Here is a 13,212-nt window from a genome sequence, read left to right on the forward strand (position 1 = left end):
TAAATGCGGCCGACCAAGGCCATGCGGATGAGGAGTTCGGGATCGATCGATGGCCGTCCCCTTGCGCTGTAGTGACCGGCCAGTGCCTGTCTCAACTCGCCGATGTCGAGACATCGATCGACGCGACGCAGCAGGTGGTCTGCGGGCAACATGGCTTCTATGGTGCGGCGGGACGCCCCTTCCCGCTTACCGCGACAGGCTGGTCCCATCATAGCGACGCTCCTTTCGGCAGCCATGAAACGAAGGAGCAACCCAGCATGTCCGGCATTTTTCAACAGGCCCGGTCGGTTTTGATGCTGCAGACGCGACCACGGTTTTCTAGGGGTTTGCGTGTGTCAGAACCCCGGTTCAGAATGTCAGCTTCCAAGACCGGCAACTTGCCTCGGCTACGTTTGCCTTTGGGTCGAGAGCTGCCGTTGGACTAATTTGCCGGCGCCTCAGTCTGCCGATCAAACATAGACTTCGCCCGGTGCAGGGCCGTCACCCTCTTTACCTGCGCGATGCTGCACCCCGCGAGTTCGGCCGTTCGCGCGATGCTCATGCCCGCCTCGCGTAGACCGACGATGCGCTTATGAAGAGCCGTGTCCGGCTTCCGGCCATTGTACCGCCCTGCCCGCTTGGCGATCTCGATCCCCTCGCGCTGGCGCTCGCGCCGAGTCTCGTAGTCGTCGCGCGCGGTCTGGAGAGCGACGCGCAGCAGCATATCCTGCACCGCTTCGAGCACGATACGCGCCACACCCGCGCTGTCAGCGACGAGTTCGGATAGATCGATTATGCCAGGGATTGCCAGACGAGCGCCCTTGGCACGGATCGTCGCCACGAGCGCCTCTGCGTCGGGCAGGGGCAGACGGCTAATCCGATCAATCTTCTCGGCCAGTACCACTTCGCCCAATTGCAAATCTCCAATCATGCGGATCAGCTCCGGCCGATCGGGCCGCGCTCCCGACGCCTTCTCGCGATACACCGCCGCCACATAATAGCCTGCCGCTTGCGCGCCCGCGACGATCGCCTCCTGGCGTTCGAGGTCCTGCTCCTCGGTGCTGACACGCAAGTACACTCGCGCAGCACGAATAGGGATCGTCATAGTGGCTCCACCGGGTATACCCTTGTGAGCCAGTCATGCAGCAGTCGGCTCAGAACGGCAATTACCTGTCCTACGTAGCCTAGCTAAGCGGACCGGGTCTAAGTAGCTGCTCCATCATCGATGAACGCTATTTCGGTGATCGGCCGTGCATCGATCCCTGCCTCCACGCTGGCGTCCGACTTTGCTCTCCGGTATAAAACCGTTGGACAGGTCGGAGCAGCGGGTTTGGTGCAGATGGAAGCACAGAGGGTCAAGATCGTGGACGGTGGTAAGCTCGTGATCCCGGCGGCAATGCGCCGTGAGCTCGGGATCACCACGGGTGACACCGTTCTCGTCGATGTGGACGATGGCGAGTTGCGGGTACGTTCCGTACCTAAGGCACTTGAGCGTGCTCGCGCGATCCTGCGCAAGTATGTGCCCGAAGGCGTCGGCTTGGCTGACGAGCTGATCGCGGAGCGTCGGCGTGAGGCGGAGCGTGAGTAGCAAAGTCGTACTCGACGCCTCCGCCCTGCTCTGCCTTCTGAACGATGAACCCGGGGCGGATCGGGTAGTCGACGTCCTGACCCGCAGCATCATCGGAACAGCCAACCTCGCAGAGGTCGTCTCCAAGCTACGGGACCGGGGATTGCCGCTCGACGAGGTGCGTGAGGCGCTTGGCGGGCTGCACCTCGATGTCCGGCCGCTCTCTCCCGCCCAGGCACTTATAGTAGGCGACCTCCGGCCATCGACGAAGGCGCTTGGTCTTTCGCTTGGCGATCGAGCGTGCCTTGCCTTGGCGATCGACTTGCAAGCGGAGATGTTCACGACGGACGGCCCGCTGGCGAGCGCTGAGGTCGGCATTACCATCACCAATGTACGGCCGCTCGCGGAGTAGCCGCACATTCGTGCTTTTGGGTGCGGCAGGCTCACCCGGATAGGTGCGGCGGACCAGTGCGCCTGACGTCCACTGTGCAAGGCGCAGATCCACTCATTTCGGGTGCTGCTGTAGGACGGATTGCGTCCACCATTTCAGGGAAACCTACACTGCTCCCTCCCCAAGCTGCTGTCCAGTGTCCGATAAGGCAGTTTATCGGACAGAGGCAATCTGGCGCAGGGCCGGGCCCTTGCCTCGTCGGGCGGAACACGCCAGAGTGGGTCTTGTCCGCCATATCAAGGCAGCGGAGGTTTGCATGACATTACAGGTCACGGTGACAGCCAGTGGACGCATGAGTCTTCCGGCAGACATCCGAAAGCGCTTAGGGCTTGCCCAAGGCGGCGCGGTCTATGTCGACGAGACGGACGACGGTATTGTGCTGCGCACTGCAGCGCAGGCCGTGGCGCGCGCTCAGGCGCTCGCCAAACAATTCACCGGCGGCAACCCCGACGCTTCGGTCGATGCCTTCCTTGCCCGCCGACGCGACGAAAGCGGCGAATGAGCGTCGTCTTCGATGCGTCCGCCCTCATCGCCATGCTCAAGGGCGAGCGCGGCGCTGCGAAGGTGGCCGGTGCCATCGCCGACGCGCGGGTGAGCAGCGTCAACTACGCCGAGGTTGTGAGCCACTTCATCCATGCCGGCATGCCGGCACGCGAGGTCGACGCTATGCTCGATCCGTTGCCGATGAGCGTGGTGCCGGTCGACAAGAGTCTCGCTCAGCTTGCCGGCCGGCTTCGTGCCGTCACGGCCGAAGCGGGGCTGAGCCTGGGCGACCGGGTCTGTCTTGCGTTGGCGCAACGCGACGGTCTGCCCGCCTGGACCAGCGATCTCGACTGGAAGAAGGTCGCCGACGCTGCCGGCGTCAAGGTCGTGGCGATCCGGTGATGCCTGACCCCAACGCAGGCGCGTCATTGACGATCGGCGCGCAATGGCATCGCTGGGACCCGCACGTTCACGCGCCCGGCACCAAGCTGAACGACCAGTTCGGCGGTGCCATCTCATGGGACGACTATCTCGATCGAGTCGAGCAGGCGCAGCCGACGCTGCGCGCGATCGGCGTGACCGACTATTACAGCCTGGACTGCTATGAACGCCTTCGCGCGGATAAGAGCGCCGGGCGGCTTCCTGACTGCGCCCTGCTGTTTCCGAACATCGAGATGCGCCTCGGGATCGGCACGGTCCGAAACGCCTTCGTCAATGTGCATCTTCTGGTCAGCCCCGAAACCGACGATCATGTCAGCCAGATCAAGCGCCTGCTCACCCGCCTGACCTTCCGTGCCCATGGCGAGACGTTCGCCTGCACGCCTGAGGAGCTGGCGGCGCTGGGACGCCGCAGCGACCCCGAGATCCGGGACACGGTAGCGGCACTCGCGGAAGGGTCACGACAATTCAAGGTCTCTCTCGACCAGCTGCGCGACGCCTATGCGAACAGCGACTGGGCGCAGGAGAACGTGCTGATCGCGGTCGCCGGCGGCAGCACCGATGGCGCTTCGGGCGTGCGCGACGCAGCCGATCGGACGCTTCGCCAGGAGATCGAGGCGTTTGCGCACATCATCTTCGCAAGCACACCGTCGCAGCGGGGCTATTGGCTGGGTCACAAGTCGTCGACCGCGGACATTATCGGCCGCTACGGCGCGCTGAAGCCCTGCCTCCACGGCAGCGACGCGCACAGCCTGGAGAAGGTGGCGGCTCCCGACCTCAACCGCTACTCGTGGATAAAGGGAGCACCACACTTCGACGCTCTGCGGCAGGCACAGATCGAGCCAGCCGGCCGGGCGTGGATCGGGGACGCACCGCCTGCGACCGCAAGCTTTTCTCAAGTATTGTCGATCATCGATCTGGTTGATGCGCCATGGGCGGTGACGCCGCGAATCCCGCTGAACCCCGGACTTGTCGCCATCATCGGTGCGCGTGGCTCCGGAAAGACCGCACTTGCCGACGCGATCGCGCACGGGTGCGACGCAACCGAAAATCCACCAAATGCCATGTCATTCCTGGCGCGCGCTTCCGAGCTGCTCGCCGGCAACAGCGTTCGCCTGACCTGGGGTGACGGCACGACCGACACGCGGCCACTCGACGGCAGCTATGATCCCGACGCCTCGGATTATCCGAAAGCCCGTTACCTGTCCCAGCAATTTGTCGACGGCCTGTGCTCGGCCGACGGCATGACCGACGCTTTGCTCGCCGAGGTCGAGCGTGTCGTGTTCGATGCCCACGACGCGAACAGCCGTGATGGCGCAGTAGATTTCCAGGATCTCCTGGAAGCCCGGGTCAGCCGCCACCGTCTCGCACGAGAACGTGAGGAAGAGGCGCTGGTGTCGCTGTCCGACCGCATCGGCAGCGAGATCGAGAAGACCAAAGGCGTGGCTGCCTTGGCCAAGCAGGTCGAGGACAAACGCCAGACGGTCGCCCGGTACACCGCCGATCGTGCGCGGCTCGTGTCGAAGGGGACGGAAGAAAGAGCCGAGCGTCTGGCGGAAGTCGCAACGGCTGCGGAGAAGGCGGCGGGCAATGTGCGGTGGTTCACCAACCGCGAGGCGGCGCTGCTCGTCCTGCGCGACGAAGTGGCCGACCTGCGGACCAACCGCGCACCGGCCACGCTGCGCGCCACGAAGGAGCGTCATAAGGCCAGTCGGATCAAGGAGCCGGATTGGGCACCCTTCCTGCTGGACTATGAGGGCGACGTCGATGCTCTCATCACGGCCGAGGTGGCGAGCGCCCGTTCCGGCGCCGCGGGCTGGCGTGGAAAGCCGGTGGCCGTACCCGCGGACATGACCGTCCCGTTGATCGCCGTCGACGCCGACCTGTCGAAGCAGACGCAAGCCTTGCTCGACGCCGAAGTCGCACGGCTCACAAAGCTGGTGGCGCTCGACACCGACACCCAAAAGCGCTTCACCGCCCTGACACAGAAGATCGCGGCTGAGAACATCGAGCTCGGCAAGCTGTCTGATCGCCTGGCGGACTATCAGGCCGCCAAGGATCGTATCCCACCGCTGCTGCGCGATCGGGAAAGCGGCTATGCGCGGGTCTTCGACTTCATCCTTGCCGAAGAGCAAGTCCTGCGGGATCTCTATGCACCAATCCGGCAGAGGCTGGAGGCCGAGAAAGGCACACTCGGCAAACTGTCGTTTAGCGTGCGCCGGTCGGTCGATGTGGAACGCTGGGCCACGGCTGGGGAGAAGCTGCTCGACCTTCGCCATACCGGGAAGTTCCAGGGCCGCGGCTCCGTGGCGGAGCGAGCCGAGCGTGGCTTGGCGTCGGCGTGGCGTACCGGCGACGCGGCAGCGGTGACAGCGGCCATGGCCTCGTTCCGTGACGACAACCAGGACGAGCTGCTGGAGGCTGCGCGTGTGCCGAAGGGCAACCCCGTCGACTACCGGGCGTGGCTCAAGCGGTTCGCGCAGTGGCTCTATAGCACCGATCACATCCAGGTTCGCTACAGTGTCGATTATGACGGCACCGACATCCGGAGCCTGTCCCCCGGCACGCGCGGGATCGTGCTGCTGCTGCTCTATCTCGCGCTCGACACGGAAGACGATCGCCCGCTGATCATCGACCAACCCGAAGAGAACCTTGATCCCAAGTCCATCTTTGACGAGCTAGTCGGGCTGTTCATTGCGGCCAAGGCCAAGCGCCAGGTGATCATGGTCACGCACAATGCCAACCTCGTCGTCAACACGGACGCAGATCAGATCATCATTGCGGAAGCCGGGCCACGTGAGGCGGGCGGCCTGCCGGGGATCAGCTACATGGCGGGCGGCTTGGAGGACGCGGCCATTCGAGAACGCGTCTGCGAGATCTTGGAAGGCGGCGAGCACGCCTTCCGCGAACGAGCACGGCGGCTTCGCGTCCGCTTCCGGCGTTGACCTGACATGGCGTCGATGAAGTCACGCTTCCTGCAGCTTTTCGATCTCCCGCCGTTCCATCCCGATCATAGGTTGTCGAAAGGTGCTGAGCATCGGTTCGAACAGCTGAAGGCTGATGGAGTCAGCCATTTCGCGTCTCCGCAAGGAGGTCGTCAAGCTCGCTGAAATGACCCCAATCGGCACCCATTATTACGCGCAATCTAGCGAACCATTCGCGCGTCACGGACCGACCGTCCTGAACCTCATCCCTACAATGAGCATTGTAGATGCAACATGCGGCGTAAAGCGCCTGCTTGTCAGCCTCATAGGCGCTTGACCGTTCGCCATGGCGCTTTCGAGTGCCTATGCTCTCCACATAGGCTAAACGCGACTCCATCATCTGCCCTGCTCGCGCGAAAAGCTGGTCGAGAGTTGCCCGTGCTCCCTCGGGAAGCTGATCGAATGCAGCCAAGTGCCTATCATAGGCTCTGTCATCGCGAGGACGTAGAAGACGTCGAGGAGTGGCTTTCGTCACGGCCACCGGAGCTGCGGCCCCAGGAGGCGACGATCGTTGCAGCTCCCGACGAACATTGTCGGAATGACGTAAGGCTGGGCGATCGTGACGGAGCTTGGTCATAGCGCGTGACCATAACCGGAGCCGTCCCGTGGTTGAAGCAACCCGATGACCACCGTTCAACGCGGGCTAATCGCCAATTCGTACCCAAAAGCACGAATCGATGCGCCATGATGACGACCTGACGGGTTGAACGTCGCACGTCAGCCCCATTCTCCCTTGAGTTCGGGCGTGGTGTGATCGACCATCCTTCAAACGCCGACGACATAGGATGGAAGAGGTGTCGAGCTGCTGGTTCACGGTCGACGTCGAACCCGATGTCCATCTCGCCTGCTTCCGACTTGCCGGCACCTTCGCGGCCGAAGACGTTGAACGCCTGATTGCAGAACGTGACCGCGCATTCGGCTCCCTGACCTCGGCACAGAACCGACACGTCGCCCTCGTCGACATCAGGAAGATGACGCCCCAGGGATTGAGTGGCTTCGCAGCCTTCGGCCAGCTGCTGTTGCGGCAGGAACCGCGCGCCCTGCGCCTCGCCTTCCTGATCGTGACGAACTTAGCGAGCATGCAGGCGCAGCTCGCCGCGCACGGGCGCGGGGCGCAGTTCTTCTTCGACGAGGCACAGGCGAGGACCTGGCTGCTTGCCCACAACGCCCCGCCTCTTGCATTCCCCGTCGTCGCACCCGCGAAAGCTCGGGAGGCGGGATAAACGACGGCTCTCGCCCCACTCGTTGCAGGACCGTAGTCGATCTGAGGCGCACTCGAGCCGCAAGGCTCCCGTGGAGCTGTTGCGCGACGCCGGCTTTGGCCGATCACGGCCCGGATTGCTCGATCCTCCTTCGTCCGGCCGAGCGTATCGCCCGACTTCACGATCGGCCGAGCAACCCTGCCGCGTGTTCCGGAAATCGAAAATGGAGCGCCGCAGCCCAGCCCCACGCCGCCAGCATGAACCACAGCGCGAGCGGAAGCCGCGCGGAGTGCGCGTTCGGCGCCGTGCCCCACACGGACTCGCGATAGCCTTGCCAAGCCCGATTGACCCGGTGGCGGCCGCGACCCCCGGCCGGACCCGATCTACCCGGCTGCATAGAGCGCGATCGCCAGCGATATGCAGAAGATCGAGAGCCAGATCACGATCTGGCCGAAGATGTGGAGGACGAGCCCCATCCAGCTGTAGCGACGGCGGAGCGCGATCCCGCTCGCGACCGCGACGAAGAACGCGATGGTGACGGGCATCGAGATCGACGGAGAGCGCTTCAGGCTCGCCTCGACAATCGGCATGAGACCGACCGCCATCACCAGCATCCACGAGAACCCGAATACCGCCGTATCCGCGAGGTTCAGCTCGTCCAGCGGGCTTTTCCGATCCTCTTGCCGGGGTTGCCGCGTCGCCATTCAGCTGCTCCCTGCTCTGCTTGTGAACAAACCTCGAACCTTGTATGTTGGAAAGGTTCGGAGGTTCGTCACATGCTGGACACGCACACTCTCTTGGTCACGCAAGACCGGCCGTCGGGGCCTCTTCTGCTGATCGAAGATGCTCCGGTGGTTGCTGACACCGATGAGCCCCAGACTGTGGGAACCGTTATCGGACAAATTCTCGGCGTCGCGCTCGTCATCGCTCTTGGCGTTTACATGACGCTGGCAATCTAACACCGCGATCACTCCCGCAGCTTCGGATCGACGAAGAAGCCGCGGTTGTGATCGCGGTTCACCTCGCTCTGCACGTCAACGGAACCCTGCACGGCGCCGGTGCGCGCGGCACGAGCCGCCGCTCGGTCGCCCTCAAGCTGCTCCCCACCCCGTTCGATGATCGCCTGTGCCGCTCCGGGGTTCCCACCCCCAGGTCCACCCGGGATGCCAGCCACGCCATGCGGGCGGTACGATCCGCTTATGTCGGCCGCGCTGTCGACCCCGGGCCTGTGAACCTGGACGAGGTCTGGCTCCTGCAGCCTCCCGGCGATCTCCTCTCGGATGCCGTCCTGCTTCTCGCGCATCCAACGTGTGATCATCTCGCCACGGACCGCCCGCTGATGATCGCTAAGATCGGTCGCCCAGAGCTCCGGCGCGTCGAGGCCGGGATTGGAGACCTGCTGCGCCCGATACCACTGCGCGAGATCCTGGCTCATGTTCTCGCTCAGCTGCATGCCGTGAGTCTCGGCGTAGCTGGCATCACGCGATAGCGACTGCGACAGCTCCTCCAGCTTCCGAGCCGTTTCGGTGTACGACCGCGCTCGGGCGAGCGCCTGTTCGTGGGTCAGCGACGAGCTCGACGTGCTCGACGCGCGACTGAAGACGCCGGAACGATCATGAGTGCCATCGGACGATGTCGCGCCCGTACCGTTCGAGTGCTCATCACGAACGCCGCTGCTGGAAGTGTTTGAGCTGTCCGAGGAGCGTGCGTTGTCAGTGCTGTGACGCAGCGTGTCTTGCTGGCTCCCCGTCTTGCTAACGGACAGCCCCGCGCCGGGCAGGGCGCCGAGCACCCGACCAAGAGCGCCACCCCGGCCGCCGCTTCCACCACCGCCGCCGCGGTTCCCACCGATGCCCGCATCGAGCCGTCCGCCGACTTGGTCCACGGTCCCAGCGTTCCGATCGTGACCATCCGAGACTCTCTGGCTCTGCCCCGTCGACGACCTATCCTCGAGGCCTTGCGAGCTGCTGCCGGTCGTGCGGTCAAACTGCTCGACCGAGGTGTTCGCCGAACGGCCGCTACTCGAGTCCCAACCCGAGGACCGTTCGCTCGACGTGCCGTAGGCGCTGCGGTCCGTCTTGGTCCAGGTGAGCATCTCCTGAGCGGCGTTATCGAAGGCCTGCGACTGACGGTGCGCCTCGCTCGCCATCTGCCGCCATTCCGAGACGGTGCCCGTCGACACGGTCGGCGTGAAGCCCAGCCGGGAGATCGCGCCGCCGGTATCGAACACATCCTGCCCGTTCCCGAAGCCGTTGATGACGGCGCCGTTGTCCTGCCGCCACCCCACGCTCGCCGCCCCGCCCATGAAGCTCGGAGCAGTCGACCACTGGTCAGCCTGCCGCATGTTCGAGGTCGAATTGGCCCAGCTCACGTTCCCGTAGGAATAATTGCCGGTGGTCTGCTCGACCGCAGCCGCCTCGGCCGCATTCTGTGCGGGAGCGAGCATCGACGTCGCCTGTCCGGCGATCGACATAGCCCCGCGCGCGAGACCTGCCGCGAGGAATGGGATGCTCATCAGCATGAAGCCGGCGATCGTCGCGGTTTCCCCGTTCACCGCGCCGATCCCGGCATAGCTACCGAGCGACATGCCACCGGCCGCGACGCCGTTGGCGGCGCTCTCTGCTCGCGTCATGCAAATCATGTGGAGGATGACGTAGAGCGGTCCCCAGGACGCGAGATAGAAGAACCCCATCGCGTAGCCCTTCAAGGTACTGAGACCCGTCTGGGGCAGCAGGAAGAGCGGGAAGATCACCGGGAACATCGCGAAGAACACGACTGTCAGCACAATGTTGAGGATCGGCACCCACGCCATCGCCTGCTGGGCGATCGAATTGTACGTGTTGCGCGCCTGAATGTCGGCGCGAGTTTGCGCGAAGGTATCGATCGCGGCGGCGCCGCTGCCACCCGCCATCGAGTTGCGCGCCTGCATGAAGGCGTTGATCGCGGTGTTCTGGCGCATGACGCCGGTGAAGTCGTTCCCCGACCCGGTGAAGGCCTGGTTCACGATCGGAACGTCGTGTTTCAGCTTCGCGGCCGCGACGGCGTTGCTGAGCTTCGGATAGACCTCCTTCGCCCACGGCTCGGCGTTGGCCTCGATCATCGCCGTCCACTGCCCGTCGAGCGTCTGATAGGCCTGTCGGCAGGTGATGATATAGTTTTGGACGGAGCCGTCCCCTTGGCGCTCCAACCATTCCTGCGAGCGCGCTTCCGACCCTGGCCCAATCGCAGCCCACAAGTCCGTCGCCTTCGCAAGGTTCGTCAGCGACTTCTGATACAGCATCACGTCGCCAAAGAGGCAGTTCTTGAAGTGGTTCTCGAGGTTGGTCGAGAACTCGGCATCGCGGATGACGAAATTGCGCGTCGCGTCGAACAGGCGCGCGCCATAGACCATCCCGTTTGTGGTGTAGTTGAGCTCCCCGGGCATCACGAACACGGTCTCCGCGGTGCGCGTGAGCCAGTCCCCGATCTGCGTCGTGAAGCTCGCGAGCACGCCCAGCCCGAGCGGCACGTTCGCGACCGTCGCCGGCGCAAGGCTCGGGTTGATGCGGTCCGTGACCTTGATGTCGATGGTCGGCACCATAAGGCATAGATAGATGCCGGTCGCCTGCAGGAACCAGTTCATCCAGGCGCGGAAGTTGAGGGTGAAGGCGACGACGAGCAGCGAGTAGATGAGACCCATCACCATCACGACGCGGAGGAGCGAGCGATAGCCTCCTCCCCCGGCCCAGGCGGCGACCGCGTTGAACGTGTTGACGAGATACTCGCCCCCGCCGACGGTGAAGACTTCGAGCACGTCGCTACCCTCCCTCTAACGCGCTTAGAGCAAGCCCTGCGCGTTCAGCCCCCGCGAGAAGTTGAGCGCCGAGGACATGCCCGGCGTCATCGTGTTCTGAAGGGTGGACTCCAGCATGATGCTGCGATTGATGATCTGCATCGTCACCTGGAGCTTGTTGCTCAGCTTCACGTCGCGCTGCGCGAACTTGGCGCGTGTCGCGGCGATCTGCTGACGCCACTGCCCGGCCGTCTCCTGGTCCGCCGTCTGGTAGAAGACCTTCGCCTGTTCGACGCGATCGAGCATGTTGTCGAGCATGGCGTTGAGCAGGTCGACCGCGACGATCTCGGAGAGCGTCTGGATCTCGCCGTCGGTCAGCGCATAGTGCGCGTAGGCCTGGACCGCGAGGATCTTGTAGACCGGCACCGTCGCCATATTCAGGAGCTGCTTTTCGGCCGCGTTCAGCGCGGTGTCGCTCCGGATCTTCGAGCTCATGCTCTTGATCATCGTCGCGATGCGCGGCCGCAGCGCGGTCGCCTCGGGAACGCTCAGGGTCTGGTCCGAGACGTCAGTGCAAGGGTCGTTGTTGCACTTCAGTATCTTGACCGGCGGAGCATTGGTCGTGCCGTCGAGCAGCGCCGTGACCACCGCCTCCTCGGCCGGACCGTAGATCACCACTTTCGGCCCGCTGCTGCTGTCCGCCGGCGGCGTGGTGACGATCGTGCCGACGAGCGTCATCACATACTCGGAGAAGTCCTGGTCGAAAGCACCGAACTTCGCGGACTTCTTCAATGCCTCCCAGGTATAGTTGTGAGGATCGCCGACGATCTGATCCTTCATGTGCGGATCGGTGTTGCCGGCGAGCGTACCGTCACGCTGACCGCCGTTGTTGCAGCCCTGCCGCGAAGCCGCCCAGTCGGAGAACACGCCCTGGCTGTTGCCGACAGCTTCGCAGATCGTGGACCGCGTCGTCTCCATCTGGGGCCAAATACCGCCCACCAGCGCCTGAGCCGTCTCGCAGCTGGAGATGTTCATCTGGTTGAGGAGCTGAGCCTTCTGGCTGAACTCGTCCATCACCTTGCCGATCTCGGGCGAGACGCTGTCGATCGCCAACTTGAAGGCGAACCCGAGCGCGTTGTTGGCGGTCGCCTTCAGCATCGCGACGATCTCGCTCGCGTTGATGAAGCTGAACGACCCCGAGAAGAGGTCGATGCCACCGCAGCCTGCACGCGCGCTGGGGAGCTGGAGGTTGAAGGGCGACACGCTCTTCTGCGGGAAGCGCGTCCACACGCTCCCGAGCGAATAGTAGCCGGCCGACTGCCCCTGGAAGGCGGTCGGGCCGGTCACGTTGGCAGCGCCGCCGGCATCGTTGAAGAAGCCGTTCATCTCCGAGGCGACGTCGGCCCGAGCGACGCCGATCAGCGCGAAATGCGTCGCGGCGACCATCGTCAGGGCGGTGCCCGCGCGCCGCGCGAGCCTCCGCAGGCGGCCATGCTGGCGCGGACCGGTCATCAGTAGTCGCTCCCGACCTTGGTGTTGGTGAGCATGAAGATGCGATCCATGATCTCATCCGCGCTCAGGATGCCGTAGCCGACGGGGATCGTCCGCTTGGTGGCGGTGTCGAACAGCACGAGCGCCGGCGTCTCGTTGCCCGAGATGCCCATCCGGGCGCGCTGCCCGGAGTCGACCACGTAGTTCGGAAAGTCGCGGCTCGGACCGCCGTCCATCGAAACCGCCATCACCGCCATGCGGTGACTGTCCGCCACGGAGCGAAGGATTGGCGCGAAAACCTCGCAGGCACCGCAGCTCTGCGCGTAGAAGTAGAACAGGCCGTAGCGCTGGCTGAGGTTCGTCAGGACCTGGTCGCGGTCGGCCTTGCGGTTGTCGAGCCATGCGCGCTTCGCGACCGTGTTGACCGGCCGCTGCAGCGTGTAGTCAATGTCCGGGTTCTGCCAGAGCGCCCGCTGCCAGGTGTCGGAGAAGGTTGACGCGCGGTCGAGCTGCTCGCGCTGGAAGCGCACATAGGCGATGACGTTCTCCTCAGACGGGTCGAGGATCGCCTTGGCCTTGAGCTCGTCGAGCTGGTGCGTGATCGCCGCAAGGCGCTCGGCCGCGCTCTTCTCGGGCACCTGAGGCTGGATCTTCGCGGTCTCGGCCGGCTTCGGCCGCGTGCAATAGAACCACTGACCGAGCTTGCGCTGCCCGCAGTAGAAGTCATCCCCGCGACCCGTCGCCTCGACGCTCTCATCCCGGTCCTGCGCCTCCTGCGCGAACGACGGTGTCGCGATCGGTGCGACCGTCAGCAGGAGCATCGCCAGCTTCGCCATCCTCGACAT

At 64.3% G+C, this 13,212-nt stretch carries 12 protein-coding genes and 1 pseudogene; 7 read left to right on the top strand and 6 right to left on the bottom strand.

What is annotated here, in order from left to right; translation table 11 throughout:
* Both A7X12_RS26200 and A7X12_RS09700 read right to left on the bottom strand, forming a co-directional pair.
* Positions 1 to 152 (bottom strand): annotated as a pseudogene (locus A7X12_RS26200) (transposase); the annotation flags it as partial.
* Positions 153 to 421: 269 nt separating this feature from the next.
* On the bottom strand, positions 422 to 1,084 hold the full coding sequence (locus A7X12_RS09700) for a recombinase family protein (RefSeq protein ID WP_171012613.1): 663 nt from the start codon (positions 1,082 to 1,084) through the stop codon (positions 422 to 424).
* Between the two features lie 120 nt (positions 1,085 to 1,204).
* Here A7X12_RS09700 and A7X12_RS09705 point away from each other — a divergent pair, with 120 nt between their 5' ends.
* The 6 genes from A7X12_RS09705 to A7X12_RS09735 all read left to right on the top strand — a co-directional run bounded on the left by A7X12_RS09705 (position 1,205) and on the right by A7X12_RS09735 (position 7,125).
* Entirely contained in the window at positions 1,205 to 1,567 is a 363-nt protein-coding gene (locus tag A7X12_RS09705; RefSeq protein WP_198161982.1) for an AbrB/MazE/SpoVT family DNA-binding domain-containing protein, read from the top strand.
* Positions 1,560 to 1,958: a type II toxin-antitoxin system VapC family toxin gene (locus A7X12_RS09710; protein ID WP_064311482.1), complete on the top strand. Its 399-nt coding sequence runs from the start codon at positions 1,560 to 1,562 to the stop codon at positions 1,956 to 1,958. The genes A7X12_RS09705 and A7X12_RS09710 overlap by 8 nt, the downstream gene beginning before the upstream one ends.
* Before the next feature lie 295 nt (positions 1,959 to 2,253).
* The gene (locus A7X12_RS09715) at positions 2,254 to 2,499 is read left to right on the top strand and encodes an AbrB/MazE/SpoVT family DNA-binding domain-containing protein (protein WP_064311443.1); all 246 of its coding nucleotides are present in this window, start codon (positions 2,254 to 2,256) and stop codon (positions 2,497 to 2,499) included.
* Positions 2,496 to 2,882 (top strand): type II toxin-antitoxin system VapC family toxin, encoded by a 387-nt coding sequence (locus A7X12_RS09720; RefSeq protein WP_064311444.1) that lies wholly within the window; start codon positions 2,496 to 2,498, stop codon positions 2,880 to 2,882. Before A7X12_RS09715 ends, A7X12_RS09720 begins: the two co-directional genes overlap by 4 nt.
* Positions 2,882 to 5,863, top strand: coding sequence for a TrlF family AAA-like ATPase (locus A7X12_RS09725; RefSeq protein ID WP_064311445.1), 2,982 nt, complete (start codon positions 2,882 to 2,884; stop codon positions 5,861 to 5,863). The genes A7X12_RS09720 and A7X12_RS09725 overlap by 1 nt, the downstream gene beginning before the upstream one ends.
* An 824-nt stretch (positions 5,864 to 6,687) precedes the next feature.
* Positions 6,688 to 7,125, top strand: a complete 438-nt coding sequence (locus A7X12_RS09735) for a hypothetical protein (RefSeq protein ID WP_064311447.1) — start codon at positions 6,688 to 6,690, stop codon at positions 7,123 to 7,125.
* A 362-nt stretch (positions 7,126 to 7,487) separates the two neighbouring features.
* On the opposite strand, the gene A7X12_RS09740 is transcribed toward A7X12_RS09735, so the two are convergent.
* A complete protein-coding gene (locus A7X12_RS09740; RefSeq protein WP_064311448.1) occupies positions 7,488 to 7,808 on the bottom strand; it encodes a hypothetical protein in 321 nt (106 codons plus the stop codon).
* A gap of 72 nt (positions 7,809 to 7,880) precedes the next feature.
* Between A7X12_RS09740 and A7X12_RS09745 the strand changes: the two genes are divergently transcribed.
* The gene (locus tag A7X12_RS09745; protein ID WP_064311449.1) at positions 7,881 to 8,063 is read left to right on the top strand and encodes a hypothetical protein; all 183 of its coding nucleotides are present in this window, start codon (positions 7,881 to 7,883) and stop codon (positions 8,061 to 8,063) included.
* 8 nt (positions 8,064 to 8,071) lie between these two features.
* Here the strand turns inward: A7X12_RS09745 and A7X12_RS09750 are convergent, their stop codons facing one another.
* From A7X12_RS09750 to A7X12_RS09760, 3 genes are all read right to left on the bottom strand, one after another.
* Entirely contained in the window at positions 8,072 to 10,897 is a 2,826-nt protein-coding gene (locus A7X12_RS09750) for a conjugal transfer protein TraG N-terminal domain-containing protein (RefSeq protein WP_064311450.1), read from the bottom strand.
* Positions 10,898 to 10,921: 24 nt separating this feature from the next.
* Positions 10,922 to 12,322: a conjugal transfer protein TraH gene (locus tag A7X12_RS09755; RefSeq protein WP_064311483.1), complete on the bottom strand. Its 1,401-nt coding sequence runs from the start codon at positions 12,320 to 12,322 to the stop codon at positions 10,922 to 10,924.
* 65 nt (positions 12,323 to 12,387) lie between these two features.
* Positions 12,388 to 13,212 carry a conjugal transfer protein TraF gene (locus tag A7X12_RS09760; RefSeq protein WP_064311451.1) on the bottom strand — a complete coding sequence of 275 codons (825 nt, stop codon included), beginning with the start codon at positions 13,210 to 13,212 and terminating at the stop codon, positions 12,388 to 12,390.

Origin of the sequence: Sphingomonas sp. TDK1, assembly GCF_001650735.1 — a bacterium.
GTDB lineage: Bacteria > Pseudomonadota > Alphaproteobacteria > Sphingomonadales > Sphingomonadaceae > Sphingomonas.

Bases quoted from the DNA above. Each gene is read 5' to 3' on its own strand.
- A7X12_RS09735 (WP_064311447.1), top strand. From the start codon at position 6,688: ATGGAAGAGGTGTCGAGCTGCTGGTTCACGGTCGACGTCGAACCCGAT.
- A7X12_RS09700 (WP_171012613.1), bottom strand. From the start codon at position 1,084: ATGACGATCCCTATTCGTGCTGCGCGAGTGTACTTGCGTGTCAGCACC.
- A7X12_RS09715 (WP_064311443.1), top strand. From the start codon at position 2,254: ATGACATTACAGGTCACGGTGACAGCCAGTGGACGCATGAGTCTTCCG.
- A7X12_RS09760 (WP_064311451.1), bottom strand. From the start codon at position 13,212: ATGTCGAGGATGGCGAAGCTGGCGATGCTCCTGCTGACGGTCGCACCG.
- A7X12_RS09720 (WP_064311444.1), top strand. From the start codon at position 2,496: ATGAGCGTCGTCTTCGATGCGTCCGCCCTCATCGCCATGCTCAAGGGC.
- A7X12_RS09755 (WP_064311483.1), bottom strand. From the start codon at position 12,322: ATGGTCGCCGCGACGCATTTCGCGCTGATCGGCGTCGCTCGGGCCGAC.
- A7X12_RS09705 (WP_198161982.1), top strand. From the start codon at position 1,205: ATGAACGCTATTTCGGTGATCGGCCGTGCATCGATCCCTGCCTCCACG.
- A7X12_RS09740 (WP_064311448.1), bottom strand. From the start codon at position 7,808: ATGGCGACGCGGCAACCCCGGCAAGAGGATCGGAAAAGCCCGCTGGAC.
- A7X12_RS09745 (WP_064311449.1), top strand. From the start codon at position 7,881: ATGCTGGACACGCACACTCTCTTGGTCACGCAAGACCGGCCGTCGGGG.
- A7X12_RS09725 (WP_064311445.1), top strand. From the start codon at position 2,882: ATGCCTGACCCCAACGCAGGCGCGTCATTGACGATCGGCGCGCAATGG.